At 62.6% G+C, this 14,567-nt stretch carries 17 protein-coding genes; 2 read left to right on the top strand and 15 right to left on the bottom strand.

Annotated elements, in window-relative coordinates; all coding sequences use genetic code 11:
• Positions 1 to 447 (top strand): hypothetical protein, encoded by a 447-nt coding sequence (locus IYX23_RS05595; RefSeq protein ID WP_196392171.1) that lies wholly within the window; start codon positions 1 to 3, stop codon positions 445 to 447.
• A gap of 92 nt (positions 448 to 539) precedes the next feature.
• On the opposite strand, the gene IYX23_RS05600 is transcribed toward IYX23_RS05595, so the two are convergent.
• From IYX23_RS05600 to IYX23_RS05670, 15 genes are all read right to left on the bottom strand, one after another.
• Positions 540 to 833 carry a hypothetical protein gene (locus tag IYX23_RS05600; RefSeq protein WP_196392170.1) on the bottom strand — a complete coding sequence of 98 codons (294 nt, stop codon included), beginning with the start codon at positions 831 to 833 and terminating at the stop codon, positions 540 to 542.
• Positions 834 to 1,110: 277 nt separating this feature from the next.
• Positions 1,111 to 1,611, bottom strand: a complete 501-nt coding sequence (locus IYX23_RS05605) for a hypothetical protein (protein ID WP_196392169.1) — start codon at positions 1,609 to 1,611, stop codon at positions 1,111 to 1,113.
• Between the two features lie 164 nt (positions 1,612 to 1,775).
• Positions 1,776 to 3,686 (bottom strand): phage tail tip lysozyme, encoded by a 1,911-nt coding sequence (locus tag IYX23_RS05610; protein ID WP_196392168.1) that lies wholly within the window; start codon positions 3,684 to 3,686, stop codon positions 1,776 to 1,778.
• Positions 3,683 to 3,970, bottom strand: coding sequence for a hypothetical protein (locus tag IYX23_RS05615; protein ID WP_196392167.1), 288 nt, complete (start codon positions 3,968 to 3,970; stop codon positions 3,683 to 3,685). The genes IYX23_RS05610 and IYX23_RS05615 overlap by 4 nt, the downstream gene beginning before the upstream one ends.
• A gap of 67 nt (positions 3,971 to 4,037) precedes the next feature.
• Positions 4,038 to 4,355 carry a hypothetical protein gene (locus IYX23_RS05620; protein WP_196392166.1) on the bottom strand — a complete coding sequence of 106 codons (318 nt, stop codon included), beginning with the start codon at positions 4,353 to 4,355 and terminating at the stop codon, positions 4,038 to 4,040.
• 200 nt (positions 4,356 to 4,555) lie between these two features.
• The gene (locus IYX23_RS05625; RefSeq protein ID WP_196392165.1) at positions 4,556 to 5,254 is read right to left on the bottom strand and encodes a hypothetical protein; all 699 of its coding nucleotides are present in this window, start codon (positions 5,252 to 5,254) and stop codon (positions 4,556 to 4,558) included.
• A gap of 13 nt (positions 5,255 to 5,267) precedes the next feature.
• Positions 5,268 to 5,663 (bottom strand): hypothetical protein, encoded by a 396-nt coding sequence (locus IYX23_RS05630; RefSeq protein ID WP_196392164.1) that lies wholly within the window; start codon positions 5,661 to 5,663, stop codon positions 5,268 to 5,270.
• 19 nt (positions 5,664 to 5,682) lie between these two features.
• A complete protein-coding gene (locus IYX23_RS05635) occupies positions 5,683 to 7,134 on the bottom strand; it encodes a hypothetical protein (RefSeq protein WP_196392163.1) in 1,452 nt (483 codons plus the stop codon).
• A complete protein-coding gene (locus IYX23_RS05640; RefSeq protein ID WP_196392162.1) occupies positions 7,134 to 7,427 on the bottom strand; it encodes a hypothetical protein in 294 nt (97 codons plus the stop codon). The genes IYX23_RS05635 and IYX23_RS05640 overlap by 1 nt, the downstream gene beginning before the upstream one ends.
• Entirely contained in the window at positions 7,427 to 7,912 is a 486-nt protein-coding gene (locus IYX23_RS05645) for a hypothetical protein (protein ID WP_196392161.1), read from the bottom strand. The genes IYX23_RS05640 and IYX23_RS05645 overlap by 1 nt, the downstream gene beginning before the upstream one ends.
• Before the next feature lie 611 nt (positions 7,913 to 8,523).
• A complete protein-coding gene (locus tag IYX23_RS05650) occupies positions 8,524 to 9,738 on the bottom strand; it encodes a hypothetical protein (protein WP_196392160.1) in 1,215 nt (404 codons plus the stop codon).
• Positions 9,731 to 11,248: a DEAD/DEAH box helicase gene (locus IYX23_RS05655; protein WP_196392159.1), complete on the bottom strand. Its 1,518-nt coding sequence runs from the start codon at positions 11,246 to 11,248 to the stop codon at positions 9,731 to 9,733. The genes IYX23_RS05650 and IYX23_RS05655 overlap by 8 nt, the downstream gene beginning before the upstream one ends.
• A gap of 182 nt (positions 11,249 to 11,430) precedes the next feature.
• Positions 11,431 to 11,673, bottom strand: a complete 243-nt coding sequence (locus tag IYX23_RS05660) for a hypothetical protein (protein ID WP_196392158.1) — start codon at positions 11,671 to 11,673, stop codon at positions 11,431 to 11,433.
• A 55-nt stretch (positions 11,674 to 11,728) separates the two neighbouring features.
• Entirely contained in the window at positions 11,729 to 12,358 is a 630-nt protein-coding gene (locus tag IYX23_RS05665) for a hypothetical protein (RefSeq protein ID WP_210332543.1), read from the bottom strand.
• Positions 12,355 to 13,590 carry a site-specific integrase gene (locus tag IYX23_RS05670; protein WP_196392156.1) on the bottom strand — a complete coding sequence of 412 codons (1,236 nt, stop codon included), beginning with the start codon at positions 13,588 to 13,590 and terminating at the stop codon, positions 12,355 to 12,357. The genes IYX23_RS05665 and IYX23_RS05670 overlap by 4 nt, the downstream gene beginning before the upstream one ends.
• Positions 13,591 to 14,029: 439 nt before the next feature.
• Here IYX23_RS05670 and IYX23_RS05675 point away from each other — a divergent pair, with 439 nt between their 5' ends.
• The gene (locus tag IYX23_RS05675) at positions 14,030 to 14,323 is read left to right on the top strand and encodes a hypothetical protein (protein WP_196392155.1); all 294 of its coding nucleotides are present in this window, start codon (positions 14,030 to 14,032) and stop codon (positions 14,321 to 14,323) included.
• The last annotated feature ends 244 nt before the right edge of the window (positions 14,324 to 14,567 follow it).

Genomic DNA, 14,567 nt, shown 5'->3' on the forward strand with positions numbered 1-14,567 from the left:
ATGGACGCGCTCGAATATCTCAACACGATCGTTGAACCGACGATCGCTGAATTCGAGAAGGAGCCCACCTGTCGCAGGCGCGCTTTCTTGGCCTGCCTCGTGACCTTCCACACCGTCGACTATCTCGCGCCCAAGAAGAGCACAGAGCTGCGCGATCGACTCTGTAAGCAGTCGCAAGAATTCCTTCTGATCGACCGTGTTGCTCACGCCTTTAAGCATGTCGAATCTGGACACTCAAAGTCTCCCACCAAGCCGCCGCTTCTCGTTTCGGAAATCGGGAGTCGGCCGCCGGCGAGGTTGGGTCAGATGAAATTGGGCGTATCTCGCCTTGGTGATGTCATCGGCGGCGTCGCCACCGCCTCAGGCCGGGGAAAGGACCTGCTTCCGACGGTCCGGATCGCCGCGGCATTTCTTCGTGAAAAAGCGATGGAGTCGCCGCAGAAATAGAAAACGCCCCGCCGCTTCTTCCGGCGTCGGGCTCGAGCCGATCGCCAGAACGGGAGGCGGCGGCCAATAGGAGCGGCGATGGTCCCCGATCGTCAGGGCGCGAAATTGCGAATTTGCGCAAACTCGGAATTCAGCCCCGGATTTTTGCGCGAGCGCGCCGCGATCATTGGCGCGAGCATATCGGAATATTTCCGGGGCGTGCGGACAGGGCGGCGCTTAGCCGTCCGGCCCACAAGGGCTTCGCGCTGGTCTTTGGCGACGCGCCAGGCGTAGGACATCGCCGCAGACCAGTCGTCATGCAGGCCTCGGCGCAGTTCGGCCCGCGCCTTGGCGGTGATCGCGCCGCGATTGTATGTCCCGTCAGGGCGCAGGAGGATATGGGTCATTTCGCTTCCTCATTAGAACCAGACCCGCTAGCCCCCGCAGCTGAACAGCACACCACCTCCGCCAGCCGGCGCTCGGCCAGGGCGAGCGCTTTCCTGGCCGCCTGCTCTTCCCGCGGGCGCTTCGCCATCCTGGCGGCGATGGTGAGGCCGAGGAGTCGCTCCACAATCTCCTGAAGCTGGTCCAGCGTCGCCGTGGTGATAGCGTGCTCAGCGGCCGCGAGAGCTGCGGCGCGACGCCTCTCCTTCGCTGATGAGGGCGATGCCGGAGGCGGCGACACTAAACGTCCCACTCGTCTGCTTGTTTTTCAGCATGGCGCCGATTCTCGACGAGATACTGCAGTTCCCATTCTCTTCGAAGTGCTTCATCAGCGCACGTAGGCGCGCTTATGCCGGAGGGGAAAAACTCTTCGACGATCTTGCGATCTTCGAACCAATAGCGGACCCACGCCATCACAATTATTCCGGCCAGGAACATGTATTCCCATATCGTAGCGGCTCGGCAGCGGTGATAGTCGGCGAGCAGCAATGCCCCCGCGAGGGTCGTCCAAAAAAGCGACCAACCAAAGAGGGCCTCTCTCTTTTTATCTAAGAGCTCAACTATCATCCCGGAAATGTAGCTTTGCGCCTCTTCGGGGAGGTCAGCATATGTCGCTGCCGGATGCTTTGGCTGCGATCTATAGGCATCCAGGTGGCGTTTTTCCGCCTCAGACACGCTGCCTTTAAATCCGCGGGCGCGATACCAGGGCAGCCACTCCTGTTGCGAGTTTCGCTTCCTCACGTTTCGTCTCCCGCTTGGGCAAGAAAAAGGCCCGCGCCTTTACATCCGAGGTCGCGGGCCGTTTCCTTTGGCGACGGTGAACCGTCAGCTTCGTTCAATGCTATGCGCGCATGATCCGGCGCGCAAGACTCACAGGGAGGATGCGAGGACCGCCGGCGCGTCGTTCAATGCGCCGCGCCCTGCATGTTGCGAATCGTGTCGGCGTGCACGCGTTTCTGCATCCCCGCCACCGCGCGCGCCGTCGCCCCGGGGTCGCCGGCGGCGTTGACGTTGATCGTCGTCTTCGCATGGAGCGTATGCCCATGCGCAACGCTGTGGATGAAAGAATTCCCGCCGCCCAACGGGCCAGCGGGGACAGGGGCAGCGTTCGCGGAACCAACAAAGCCCGTGGGATTGGCCCGGCGCGCGCCGATGTTCGCCAGCGCCCGGTAATAGGCGCGGCGTTGTGCGATCGCGCTCCCGTGATCGCGGGGGTTCTCGTAATTCTTGACCAGCGCCCGGACCATTTGCTCCGGATCGTCGCCTTCGAGCGCTTCCTTCGTCGCTGCGAAGCGCTTGTGGTTGCGGATTTCCCAGATGGCGGCGCGCGTCTGTTCGGCGACCGACATATCCTTCGGGTATTTGCCGAACTGCTTTCTGATCGCCTCGGCGCGCTGTGGATCCCATTGCACGATGCCCTGCGACATATGCCGGACATCCCAATGGTGGTCGCCGGGCTTATGGAGCGCTTCGCCGGTCATGTTGGCGACCAGGGCGCGCGCCGCGTTCGGGCTTAGCCCGTCCTTGATCGCCGCGTCATAGGCCTCGCTTTGATTGGCGGAAAGGCTTTTCGACTTCGAGGCGTTGCCGCCGGCCCACGCCGGCGCATGATCGCCCCACCATCGCTTCCCGCGCTCCCATAGACTGCCGCCGCCGCCTTGCTGCTGGCGCTTGTAATGATCGGGGTCGCGCTTGAGGTTCTCTTGGCGCTCGAATTCGTTCTCGCCAGCGCCGGCGCTCCCAGGAGCCATGCCGACGCCGAAGCCCAGCGCGGCGCCGCCCATCGCCAAGGCGCCGCCGCCCATCCCCAGCGCCGATAGAACAGCGACAAAGGACCGCCATGCAGCGCCACCGACAAGGCCGGTGAGAAGCGCCGTCAGCGTCGAGACGCCAGGGATGAGGCGCGCCAAGAGCACGATGGCGATGGCTTCGAATGCGCCCTCAATCCCCGTCAATTTCTTGACGACAGGGTCCGCCTGCGAAATGAATTCGACGAAAGAAGAAACGAACCGGCCGATCGCATCCGCCGCCCGCAGGATCAGCGCGATGATGCTTTCAAAACCGCGAGCGATCCGGTCGCCGTGCTTGTCGACGAAGGCGGTGAGCTTGTCGAGGAGCTTTGCGATCCTTTCGCCATGCGTGGTGGCGATGCGGTCGACGATAACCTCGATGCTCGAAAGCATCGAACGCCAGGCCTGCTGAAATTTCTTGGCGTTCTCCGCGGCCGCATCCGGGTCCAGCCCGGCTTTGCGCATCTTGTCCCGATATTCGGCCGTGAACTTCTCGACATCGCCCAGCATCGCGCGATAGGTGCGCTCGTCGATGCCCATCGACTCGGCGAGCTGTAGCCGCGTGAACTCCGGCATCGCGAGGAATTTCCGCGAATGCAGGAATTCCTTCATCAGCTCGGTCGAATCGCGCAGCTTCCCGCTGGCGTCGCGTGTCCGCACGCCCCAGCCCTTGAGCATCGCCTCCTGGCCGGGCGATTCCCTCAGCTTGCGCGAGAACGCCTCAAGCGACGCCATCGCCCCTTCGGCGGTGCCGCCGAGCTGGGAGATCGCGTAGCGGAAAGTCGCGATGTTCTTCGCGCTGGCGTTGACGCGCGACGACGCATAGGCGAGCGCTTCAAAGCTACGAGCAACACGTTGCGCGATTCCGACGAGCGCGACTTCGGCGGCCGCGACGGCGGTAGCCATGACCGTGACGCCCTTGGTGACCGACGCAATCGCATCGGTGACGCGGCGCTGCTGTGTCGCGTCGCTTTTCCAGCCAAGCTCGACGACGAATTCCTTCAAAACATTTGCGTCGTCGCTCATGATTCCAGCCCTTCCAAGCCCAAAACCAGGATGGCCTCTTTGACCGCGCGCAAGCTTTTGGCGGAAAGCCCCATCGCACGCCCGGCGGCGTCGACCTCCGCCAAGGACTTCTCGAGCCCTTGGAAAGCGGACTCGAGCGACGGCGGCGGCGCTTGGGGCGTGAGATCAACGGTCCGCGTGTCGCCGCCGAAGTTCACGACAACGGAATTCGAAGCGCGGTCGCGTCGCAGCGACAGGCGTTCGCGTCGTTTCGCTCTTGTCAGTCGTCTCGCCAAACTGCTCATCGGTCACACTCCCCTCGGGATTGGTCGCATTTCAGAGATCGCCGCCCCTTGGCGGGCGGCGGGTCTTTCACAACGGGCGACCGATGCGGCGCGAGCCCGGATAGCGTTGCTCGAAAGGATCGGCGGGCCGTCGCCATGCGCTGTCTTGCGCTTGGCGCCCGTTGTCGGCGTCGGCGGCGTCGCGCAAAGCGTCGGCGAGTGCGCGCAGTTGTGCGGTATCGAGATTTTCGGTTGCCCAGCGGACGACTTCCGCGATTCCGTCGCCGTCGCCGTCCGCAGACAAATTGCGCCCGACGGCCTCTCGCGCAACGCTTCCTGCGCCGACCCCCAGCGCCGCGGCAAGCCCGGCGACGAAGTTGTCAGAACTAATTTTTCGTTTGGCCATGATGATCTTCTCCATCTGGAATGATCGACGCCCCGGCCGGTGGACACGGCCGAGGCGTCGAAGGGCGGCCGGCAGCCCCAGCCGGCCGGAGCCCGCCGACACAAGAGGATGCCGCGAACCCAGCGGGTGTTTTCTGGCACGCGACCGCCCGCTGCGCGCGCCGCCGGGACGCTGTCAAACCCCGGCGGCAAACTGAAAAATCAGTCCAACGGCAAGCGCGCGTCGGCGTCGCGCTCGAGCGTCGCCAGCGCGTCCGCCCAGGCTTGGCTCGCCGGGTTTTTGCCCCAGTGGTCTGTGGCCGCGGCGCGAGTCGGTAACGCGTGGCCGTCGAGGAGCCGCTCAACTTCGGCGAGCAAGGCGCGGGGGACGCCGTCTTGCCGGAGAAGAAAAGCGAGGCCGAGTCGTCGCCGGATGATTTCGCGCTCGAGATCAATCAAGCCGGTAAGCAAACGCTCAGTCGAGCCGGAAGAGCGCAGAACGCCGCCGATCATGCGCCTGACCCGCATTTCGCCGAGGCCGATCGCGCTCTTGCGATTCTCGATCTCGTCTTGTGCGGTTTGACGGGCTTGGCGAACAGCGTCCAATTCGCGTTCCAACGCCGCAATCTCAGTTCGAGCCTCTTCGGCCGGCGAGCTGCGCGACCCGAGGCACTCACCGCGCAGTAGCGCGCCAATGACGCTATCGCCGGAGGCATTAGCCTTCGCAGATGACGCCCGCTCCGCCAGCGCGTCGATGCGATTTCGCAATTCGATGGCGCGGTCGGTCGCAAGATCAGCTGCCCGCTTTGCCTCGGCGAGCCGTTGGCGCGCGCTGTCGACGCCGGCGATCGCGTCGGCGAGCGCCTGGCGCGCCTGCGCGCGAGCGGTGAGGACGTCCGGTTCTAATTCAGCGACGATCATCTATGTGCTCCGATCAAACTGCGCCAATCTTGCGCGCGGACGGAAATCGAGCGAAGAAACTCTGATCGCCCGCGGAGTCGCCAGCGATGCGACGGCGATCGGCGGCCGGGCGATAGGATGTCTCCGGCTCCTGGGATCCGTAGACTGAACTCATCAGGTGTTCTTCGACCTGTCCGTAGAGATCGGCCGGAAGATTTGCCGACAAGAAATCGAGCAACGCCTGCAAATTCTCCTGGCGCGAAGGCGAGTCGACGGCGGGCTTGCGAGGCGTGGCGGGCTTTGGCGAAGCGCTGGGCGTCGTCGACGTCGCAGGTTTGCGGGTGAGGCCGGTGGGCGCGGCATCATAGGCGAGCCGGGCCCCCGCAATGGGGTGACGCTCGTATGTCAAATTGCGCTGTGAATGCTTCATTTTTTTTGCTCCTCAAGTTTCAAATAAGCCCCAGTTCTAAAGCTCGGATCATCGACTCGCTGAATGTGATCAGCCGCGTCCCGCCGCCGAGCGCTTCGATGAGCGCGCCGGCGGCGCTGTTAATCAGGTCGTCGTGCGCGCCTTGCCCGTGATCAACGCTGTCTTTCCCGCTGCGCGCGGTGCGGCGCTCAAGTCCGCATAACTGCGCAACGAGACGCGGATGATCGAGCAGTTCAATGCGGCCGCTGTTCAGCGGCGCAAGCAATTCGCGATAGAGATCACTTTTGGGCCGCGCGCATTGCTCAACTCTCACGCCGTGCTTTGCGAAAGCTTCGGTGACCCAATCCGCCCCCCAACGATCCGCTGTTGCGCGTGAGATCCCATAGCCTTTGATGATCCCTGCGAATTCGGCGGTGACGACGTCCGGCGAAAACGGCGGTCGAACTTCGCGAACAAGGTTGAGAACGGCAACATCACGATCGCCGATGCGCTCGCGATGCGCGACCGCCATCGTCATCGAATCGCCGCCCGAACCGCCGGCGGCATCGATGAAAGCGACGTATCGGACGCAGGAGACGCGCGGCAGTTCATGTCGTCCGGGGATGACGCATGCATCGACGATGGCGCGATCCACGAAGCCTTGGATATCGGAGCGCCATTCCGCGCCCCACTCGCTCGCAGCGCTCGCGGGATCTTCCGCGTATGCGCGATCGATCTCCTCTTGCGGCACCGTCGGATTAAACGCGCGGGTTCCGCCGTGAGCGACCAAGATTCGCGGATTGCCGGCGGGGCCGAAATGGCGACGAAATGTCTGATAGCCGAAACCCCTCTTCGCGTAGGGGCTTCCGATCGTGAACAACTGCCCTTTCGTGGTGATCAGCGCAGGCCGCACGCTGCCGATCACTTCGAAGTCGGGATTCGTGCTGTATTCACTGCGCCAAAAGTTGATCTCGTCGCCAACAAAGCAGACCAACGTGAGGCCACGCAGCGCCCGGAAATCGCTTGACCGAACTTCAATATCGACATTGTTCGAAAGGCTTAGCGAGAACTGAGTTCGTCCAATGATCAGACGACTCAGGGCGGGAGAGGCATCAAAGGCGCCTTCGATGTAGCGGAGGAGCACACGCGCCTGCTTTTGGTTCTCGGCGACAATCAGCGCAACGCCGCGTTCTCCGCGCGAGAGGCAGTCAGAGTAATCGCACAGCCCGCCAAGATACGTCGCCAACGCGGCGATGCCCGACGATTTGCCGGCGCGCCTGCCAGCGAAGATGTGGCCCTCCGCGACGCGCTTGTCAGGCGGAGACTCGCGCTGGGTCAATCGACGGAAGTGTTCAAGCTCCGAAGACGTCAGCGGCTCGCCCTGACTCGCCAACAGCAGCGCGCGCATCGGCTCGCGCGACTCTCCGGCCATAACAGTGCCCAGTAGCGCAGCATCGTCGAGCGCTGCGCGGAGTGAGACGAGCGGCGTCATCAGCACCGCTCCCAAGACCAGCGGACGCCGTGCACGAGGATTTCCGTGAGCGCCAGCTCAATCGCGCCATCGAAGCGCTCGCGATAGTCGACGCTCGTGAGAACGCGCCTGGCGACTTCGTCCACGTCCGCGGCGCTGCAATCACGACGAATCGACGCCATCAGCTCGCCGACGCACGATCGCACGATCGGAAACGCCGCCCAACGCCGCTCACCGCTCGCAGCGGCGCGATGCAGCGCCTCGGCGAGCGCATACAGCTTCGTGCGGTCGGTAGAGGACAGCGCGGCGATCATCAGCGCCCATCCCCGTTGTCGTCGGCGCCGGCGGCGGCCTTCTCTGCGGCCTCGCGCTGATGGCGGGCGATGATGTTCGCAAGAGAATGGGCGGGAGGCGTCATCGCTGCACGCGACGCCTTGCGGCGACGCAGATCGCGCTCCATTCGCGCGATCAGATTTGACAGCCGAACGAGATCGTCAGTCTTCGCAAGGTCGCCGGCGATGACCTGCGCCTGGATCATCTCGTGCGAAAACTTCAGCGAAGCAAGTTCGCGGACCCGCGTCACGTCAGCACCAGCGCCGAACTCGACGAGAATCGCTTCGGCGATGTCCTTGAAGCGGCGACCCTGGGCGGATTTCATACTCACGCCCGGCAGTCGCCGCACGTCGTTGGACAGCGCGGAGCGAACTTTTGTCGAAACTGAAGCAACCGCCGCCGCCGGAAACATCAATAAAACTCCAAAGCCGACGCGGTTCGATCGCCAACCGCCGACGATCCGCATTCGATCGCGCCTCATCGCGAAAGGGGCCAAACAGCTACCCCCGCGATACCCTGCAAAATATGCGCGCGATCGATCCCATCTACAATTCTGACATTCAAAGACATTCGCAGACGGAGCGCGCGATTATTAGTCGTGTGGCCGTGGAGAAGGTTTGGAGACCGGCCCTCGGATGGTTGCTGCGATTCGCCCGCGTAAATTGATCGCGACGAGAAAACTGAAGCGGCGGTCGATCTGTGCGCGGGGCCTCTGATCTCCCAATTCTCATTGGGCGAGCGCATCTGGCGGCACATCGTTGCGCGGTTTTGCAGCCTTGCGGTGGCTTTGTTTCTGACGGCGGTCGTTGTCGCCCTTCGGCCGCGCGCTGCGCGCGCGTCCCCTTCCCTGCCCCTTATGTTTGTGTGGGTTTTGTCTCTCGTCTCACTGTCATGCACGGTTGGGGGCGCTGCGTCGGTGGCGGCGCTCCACAGCCATCATTGCCGAGGCGGCGAGGTCATTTCGACGCGATGGTGACGCGCTTCGCGGGGGTGGGCGATCAGCATCGCGCTGACGGTTTGGATGCGGCGCGCAACGGGCGCTCCCACGCGCGCACGGCGGTGTGGGAAGGGGCTGGCTCATTCCGCGGCGAGCAGCCCGGCATCGACCGTCGACGCCTTTCGCTCGGCAATCGCTGCCGTGAAGTGCGCAGAGATCACCGTCCATTCGGCCGCCGTCGTCTTCGGCAGGACGTAGCAGGCCCTCATAAGCGCGACCTCGTCATGCGTCGGCAGGCCGAAGCGCCGAATCCAGTTGGCGTGCGCGATTGCGTAAGCCTCGACCCGCATCTCTCGCGCCGTCGGGCCCGGGCTGGGGGGCATATCAGGGAGGGGAGCTGTTCCCTTAGAACATTCTCCCGACCGCCCACCCCCCGAAGATATTATAGATGCTTCACGATTGGGGGGTGTGATTTTGGCCGCCCCGCTTAACGATTGGGGGGTGTGAATCGGCTTTTCCCGCTTCACTATTGGGGGGTGTGCCCGCTTCACCTTTGGGGGGTGTGAGAAAAATTTTTCATTGGACATGGCGATCGTCTCCTGCTGGCTCTCGGCGGCCCACGTAGGGTCGTCGTCAAGCGTGCCGTGAAAGGTGATCCGATAGAGATTTGGCGGCGCGAGACTCCCACTTGCTGCGCCCGGCATCACCGCGACCAGCCCGCCGTCGACAAGCTCCGCGATGGCGCTCTTCGCCAAGCGCATGGCGACGCCGCACTCCTCGAACTGCCGCACCGAAACGCGAAGCTTCCCGTTTTCGACGCCCATGTGACGAAAGTTTTCGAGTAGCAACCGGTCCATTATCCGGCGCGCATTGATCGAGAGAGAGCGCCACGCTGGGCTTTCCATCACATCGACGGGGATCCACACGAAGCGTCGTTTAGCCGCCGCTTGAACGCCTCGCGTAGGGAGATAGGAAGGAAGCTCGTAAAGGTTCGGCCGCGCCATCCACGGATTGCTCGGCAGGCCCTTTCCGGACTTTCTCGCCAGCCCGGCTTTTTCGAGTTCGGCGAGCGCCGCGGTGATATATTTGTGGCCGACTCCCGCGCGCTCGAGCGCCTTGTGCGAAACCTGGAGAACACCGTTATCGACCTGCGCGCTACGGAAATGATGACAGACAAGTGCGTCGAGCGCGCGGCGCGCGTTGACGCTTAATCGCGCGCGCGTTTCGCTCTCCAGCTCATCGACCCAGATTCGCGCCCACGTCGTGCGTCGCGGCGGTGCGAGACGCCTCCGCTGCGGTTTGGTCAGCGGCACGCCGCCTTTTGAACAACGGGCGCGGCGGCCGTTTCTAGCCATGCGCCGCCTTCCGCTTGGCCTTTGCGAAAGCGATCTGACGCGAGCGGATCCAATTCCGCGTTTTCAGAGATGGCGCGGTCGGCCCGGCGCTGCGCGTCCATGCATCGTTGGGCCAATGGCCAAACTTCTCCAGAAACTTATGAGACGACCAGCCGTCAGAGTATCCACGCTCTGCTGCGATGAAGCGAAGCTCTCCGAGAAATTCCCGCTTTTCATTGGCGGTAGACTCTCGCTTCTCCGGGCGCGTCCCCGAGCCGAGCTCGACTAGTTCGCCGTCGATTGCGTCGACTTCACACTTCACCTCGCGGACCGTTCCGCACTGCTCACAAACCACGGCCGTGCGCGGCATGACGGCCGAACAAGCCTCGCAGAGCCGCGGCAGCGGCACTGATTTCTCGCGATCATCGGCACCGCTTTTCTTCGGCGTTCCGTCGTCGAGGTGCTCATGATGAATGTCCGTCACCATGCCGAGCCGGAGGTGATTTCCAGCATGGTCGAGAATGATCAATTTATCTTTTCCGGAAGCCGTCCGAAGCCCGCGTCCAATCGTCTGGACAAACAAGATTTCAGACTTCGTCGGCTTCGCGTCGACAACGCAGCGCACGTCCAAATCGACGCCGGTCGTCAGTGTGGCGCAGTTGGTGATGATCTTCGTCACGCCGGCGCGGAAGCGGCGGAAAATACGCTCGCGCTCGGCGTTGTCTGTGAAGGCATCGATATACTCAGCGGCAATTCCGGCCTCGAGGAAGCGCTGCTGTAAATGCTCCGCGTGGGCACGGTCGACGCCATAGGCGAGCGTCGGGCGGTTCTCGCCGCGCGCGAGCCAGGTCGAGACGACGTCGCCGACAAGCTTCCCGTCGTTGCAGGCGTCCGCGAGCTGGCCCTGGTGGAACTCGCCGGCGACCGTGCGGACGCCGGTTAGATCTGGCTCGCTCGGCGCATAGACGACGAACGGCGAGAGATAGCCCGCATCGATTAGATCGCCTGTGCACGCAGCGACGACCAGATCATCGTAATAGCGCCCCAGCCCGCGCGACCATGGCGTCGCCGACAAGCCGATGAATGGGACGTCAGCCCATGCAGGATCACTCATCCATTCGTTAACCGCAGCGAACATTCTGTGCGCCTCGTCGATGATGACGAGCGCCGCCTCCGGCTTTTCGCGACGGGCGAGAGTCTGCACTGAGCAGATTTGGACAGGCTGACTCAGGTCCGTCAGGCCGTGATCGCCCTGAATGACGCCGACACAATCGATACCCTCGTTTCGGAACGCATCGACGGTCTGCTCCACCAAGCTGAGCGCCGGCACCGTGAAGATGATCCGATGGTCCTTTTCCAGCGCGCGCGCGATTATGTGTGCGGCGGTGAGGGTTTTTCCGAACCCCGTGGGCGCCTGAAGCAGCGGGCGCCTGTGGCCGGCGCGCAACGAGGCGCGCAGGGTTTCGAGCGCGCGGGCTTGGTGGGGGCGCATCGGGCGAAGATTACCGGTCGGCCCGTCGAGCAGCGTCATCGGGCGCCTCCAACGAGCGCCGCGATCGTTGCGCGAGACTTGTGATGAATGCGATCGGTTGCTTGCCGCTGCGCACCGGTTCCGGTAACTTCCAAACCGAGCTTCCCGCCAAGGTGCTCGATTTTCAGAGGGTCGCTTCTCGCATCACGCGGTGGCGGCCCTCGCCATTTGAGGACCGCCATTCACGCCGCCTCGCCTTCGACGTGCTCGCCCGCCGGCTTGCCTTTGATGAGAGCGCGGACGCGCGACAGTTTCCAACGCTCGATCTCGTCCCGATAAAAGAAAACGCGCTGATTTATTTTGAGCGGCGCCGGAAAATCCATGTGCGGATCGCGCGCCCATCGATCGATCGTCCTCGTGCTGGCGTTTAGATCTTTTGCGAGCGCCGGCTTCGAAATGAGCGGACGCGAACTCTTGTCGGTCATTTTGCAGACTCCACTTGTCAATGGGTGACAGGTGCAGTCTTCGCGAGACTGGCGTTCACGTCCTGGGAAATAAAATCGGTAAAAAATCGGGCCAACGAATTTGGGCCCGTGTTGCGCCTGCGGCCCGTTGTGCAGAGCGGTCTAGGAGCGTAGGCCGCATGATCCGCTTAAAATATTCCTGTTCGCCTACCGACTCGGCAAGAAACTCTGCAAACCCAATGGACTGCGCGAAGCCCTGCAAGCAGATGAACCAGCTACTACTCATTGCGGCGAGCCATCGGGCATCCGGATCGCGCTGGGGATCCTTTCGCATCCGCGCGAGCTTCTTGCGGAGCGAGTCGGCGCGCGCGCGGAAAGTATTCTTTTGGTGCCATTCAGGGCCTGGCGAACCGCGTTGTTTATCGGTGACGACAAGAAATGGCCCGCCTTGCCGCATCGTCGCGATATTTTCGATGGTGCCTAGCGGAACACCATAACGCAGCCCGCAAAACGCCTCGAACACACGGCGCTCGCTTATGCCGCTGAGCGCGCCGCAATCAACGTGCGCCTGCGCGAGAGCGAGAAAATACCTGTCTGGGTCCTTTGCCAGCGGTTTCTTGGGGGCGCCGCGAGGACCTTTGGAAAGCGAGGGTTGTTCTTTTCTCGGCCGCCCGCGCGGTCGACCTGTTGGCTTGGTCACCATCAAGCGGTAACCCTGGGGAGTTCGACCACGTTTCTTATTGGCCGTCCGGTGACGATGCTTTCCACGTGCGCACCCCATCGATCGAGAGCAAGCCGGACTTCTCTCTCGAATTTGTGGTGCTGATAGACGCCCACCACACCGCCGAAAGAGCCGGAGACGTGATTTAGCGTCCGCTCCACGACGTGCAGATCGACGCCGCACCGGGCCATCCCCGAGGCGACGGACCTCCTAATGTCGTGGATTGTCCACGGCGGGATTGGCTCGCCGCCATTTTCCGAGGCGATGGCAGCATCAAGGCTCCGCTTTGCCCGTGAAAAGCCGCTGGCGGGCGTTGTCTTTGTTGTCGTGAAGACGAGCAACGACTCGTCGATGCGCGGGATCTCGCCGATAACCGCCAAGGCCTGCGCTGATAGGGGTATGATGTGAGGCCGCTTGTTCTTTACGCGCTCGGCCGGCAGGCGCCATGCGCGCGCATTGAGATCGATTTCGCTCCAGGGCGCGTCGGCGATTTCGCTTTTTCTCTGCCCGGTTAAGATCAGCAACTGGAAGATTTGTGCGAATGGATATCCGAGCCGGTCGCTGGCGCGCCAGACGAGCGCCAGCTCTGCATCTGAAAGCACGCGATCACGCGCTTTTCCCTTGGTCGGCTTGTCGATCCCGGCGAGAGGGTTTTCCCGAATTAGCCTGCGATTGATGCAAAATCCGTAAAACCTGCTCAGATATGAGTAGAGATGCTCCGCCTGCCCTGGGGCGCCTCTATCGATAACGGCGTCGATCAGTTGTTGATTATCCTCGGCGCCGATTGACTTGATATCGCGCGAAGCCCAAGCGGCGGTTTCTTTGCGGAGCACGCGCGCCTGCGCCTCGCCGCTGCGAAGATTCGGCTGCAAATGTCGCGCCTCGTAAAGCTTGAGGGCTGCCTCGACCGTTGTGTGCGACGGGCCGGCCATGGCCGCCGCTCGCGCCGCTTTCTTCGCCGCGGATGGATCCTCGCCGCGCGCCATCTTTACGAGCGCTTCGCGCCAGAGTTCACGCGCCGCTGGCAACCCGAGGGCAAGCGGCCCAATAAGGTATGGCGGATATGGGCGACGCCGCCCCTCGAAGGACGCATAGCCCGTGCGCGGTCTAGTCCGCAGATAGAGCCCGTCACCGTCCGAGTGCCATTCCTTGACGTCTTCGCCTGCCCTGATCCGCTTCAGAACCCCTTCGATGTATTTCACGGTCAGCTTAGGCATGACGTCCCCTGGGGTATTTCTGGGGTATCATGCGGATCGCGTCTGACCCTGTCAACGCATGTCTAAGACAGTGCTCGTCAAACTTAGATTTCCACTTATTTTCATGAGCTTATTTTTTTGGCTATGTCCGGGAGCGTCTTGAGGCGTTGCGGGCCGGCACGCGACTGTTAATCGCTAGGTCGTAGGTTCGAGTCCTACTCGGGGAGCCAGAAGACCTTCCGCAGACCACCGCCAGCCTTTGTTTCGCCCCTGAAAATTGTGGGTTAGGCGCGAATAATCTGCGCTACGCTCCGCCGAGGTGGGCCAACCGGTTCGGTGAAATGCGCTCGGCCAGCGGCTCGCTAAAAAACTCGGTCGTCGCCGGCGCAAGGCATTGGCTCGGCCGCGGCCGCCAACTATTGATAAGGACCCTTTTGCAGAGAGAAACAGGGAGGTTCGCATGGCGTGCTTTAAGAACGCTGGGTTGGTATTTGGCCTGATGGTCGGCTTTGCCCTCACTGCTCAAGCAGCGAGAGCCCAAAATCCTATTTCAGAGCTTGCCTCTGGAGTGAATCGCGTGGGGGCCGAGGCGGGACTGGCAGTTACGAACGTGCTCAACAACGTGACGGGAAAGACTACTTCTATGCCTGTCACCCCTTCCCCGGCTCCCGCGATGGCGAGATCGGCTGGTGTCGTCCATCATCATCACCACCATCATCATAATCTTAACCATCATCATCACCATCACTTTTGAATCGGGCGGCGGGGTTCTCAGCTCCGCCAGTTCGACGCAGGAAATCCGCCTCGCCGTTAGGCGCGGCATGACGCGAATGGCGTCCCCGCCCTAGGCTCTGCCCTGCGCATCCGCAGCGCTTGGTCCTGATGCGCAGGCTTGGCGCCCGGCTTCGGCTTCCGGCGGACAGCAGAGCCGCTTCCAAAACTTCATTTTTTTAAAGGCGAGCGCCTGCCCGGCGGCGTGGCGTCGCGCCCGTCCCAAG

It is taken from the genome of Methylocystis sp. L43 (assembly GCF_015709525.1).
Classification (GTDB): domain Bacteria; phylum Pseudomonadota; class Alphaproteobacteria; order Rhizobiales; family Beijerinckiaceae; genus Methylocystis.

Coding starts and splice junctions, on each gene's coding strand:
- IYX23_RS05610 (WP_196392168.1), bottom strand. CDS start 3,686: ATGAGCGACGACGCAAATGTTTTGAAGGAATTCGTCGTCGAGCTTGGC.
- IYX23_RS05675 (WP_196392155.1), top strand. CDS start 14,030: ATGGCGTGCTTTAAGAACGCTGGGTTGGTATTTGGCCTGATGGTCGGC.
- IYX23_RS05670 (WP_196392156.1), bottom strand. CDS start 13,590: ATGCCTAAGCTGACCGTGAAATACATCGAAGGGGTTCTGAAGCGGATC.
- IYX23_RS05645 (WP_196392161.1), bottom strand. CDS start 7,912: ATGCGGATCGTCGGCGGTTGGCGATCGAACCGCGTCGGCTTTGGAGTT.
- IYX23_RS05625 (WP_196392165.1), bottom strand. CDS start 5,254: ATGATCGTCGCTGAATTAGAACCGGACGTCCTCACCGCTCGCGCGCAG.
- IYX23_RS05615 (WP_196392167.1), bottom strand. CDS start 3,970: ATGAGCAGTTTGGCGAGACGACTGACAAGAGCGAAACGACGCGAACGC.
- IYX23_RS05660 (WP_196392158.1), bottom strand. CDS start 11,673: ATGACCGACAAGAGTTCGCGTCCGCTCATTTCGAAGCCGGCGCTCGCA.
- IYX23_RS05655 (WP_196392159.1), bottom strand. CDS start 11,248: ATGACGCTGCTCGACGGGCCGACCGGTAATCTTCGCCCGATGCGCCCC.
- IYX23_RS05640 (WP_196392162.1), bottom strand. CDS start 7,427: ATGATCGCCGCGCTGTCCTCTACCGACCGCACGAAGCTGTATGCGCTC.
- IYX23_RS05650 (WP_196392160.1), bottom strand. CDS start 9,738: ATGGCTAGAAACGGCCGCCGCGCCCGTTGTTCAAAAGGCGGCGTGCCG.
- IYX23_RS05595 (WP_196392171.1), top strand. CDS start 1: ATGGACGCGCTCGAATATCTCAACACGATCGTTGAACCGACGATCGCT.
- IYX23_RS05600 (WP_196392170.1), bottom strand. CDS start 833: ATGACCCATATCCTCCTGCGCCCTGACGGGACATACAATCGCGGCGCG.
- IYX23_RS05635 (WP_196392163.1), bottom strand. CDS start 7,134: ATGACGCCGCTCGTCTCACTCCGCGCAGCGCTCGACGATGCTGCGCTA.
- IYX23_RS05630 (WP_196392164.1), bottom strand. CDS start 5,663: ATGAAGCATTCACAGCGCAATTTGACATACGAGCGTCACCCCATTGCG.
- IYX23_RS05620 (WP_196392166.1), bottom strand. CDS start 4,355: ATGGCCAAACGAAAAATTAGTTCTGACAACTTCGTCGCCGGGCTTGCC.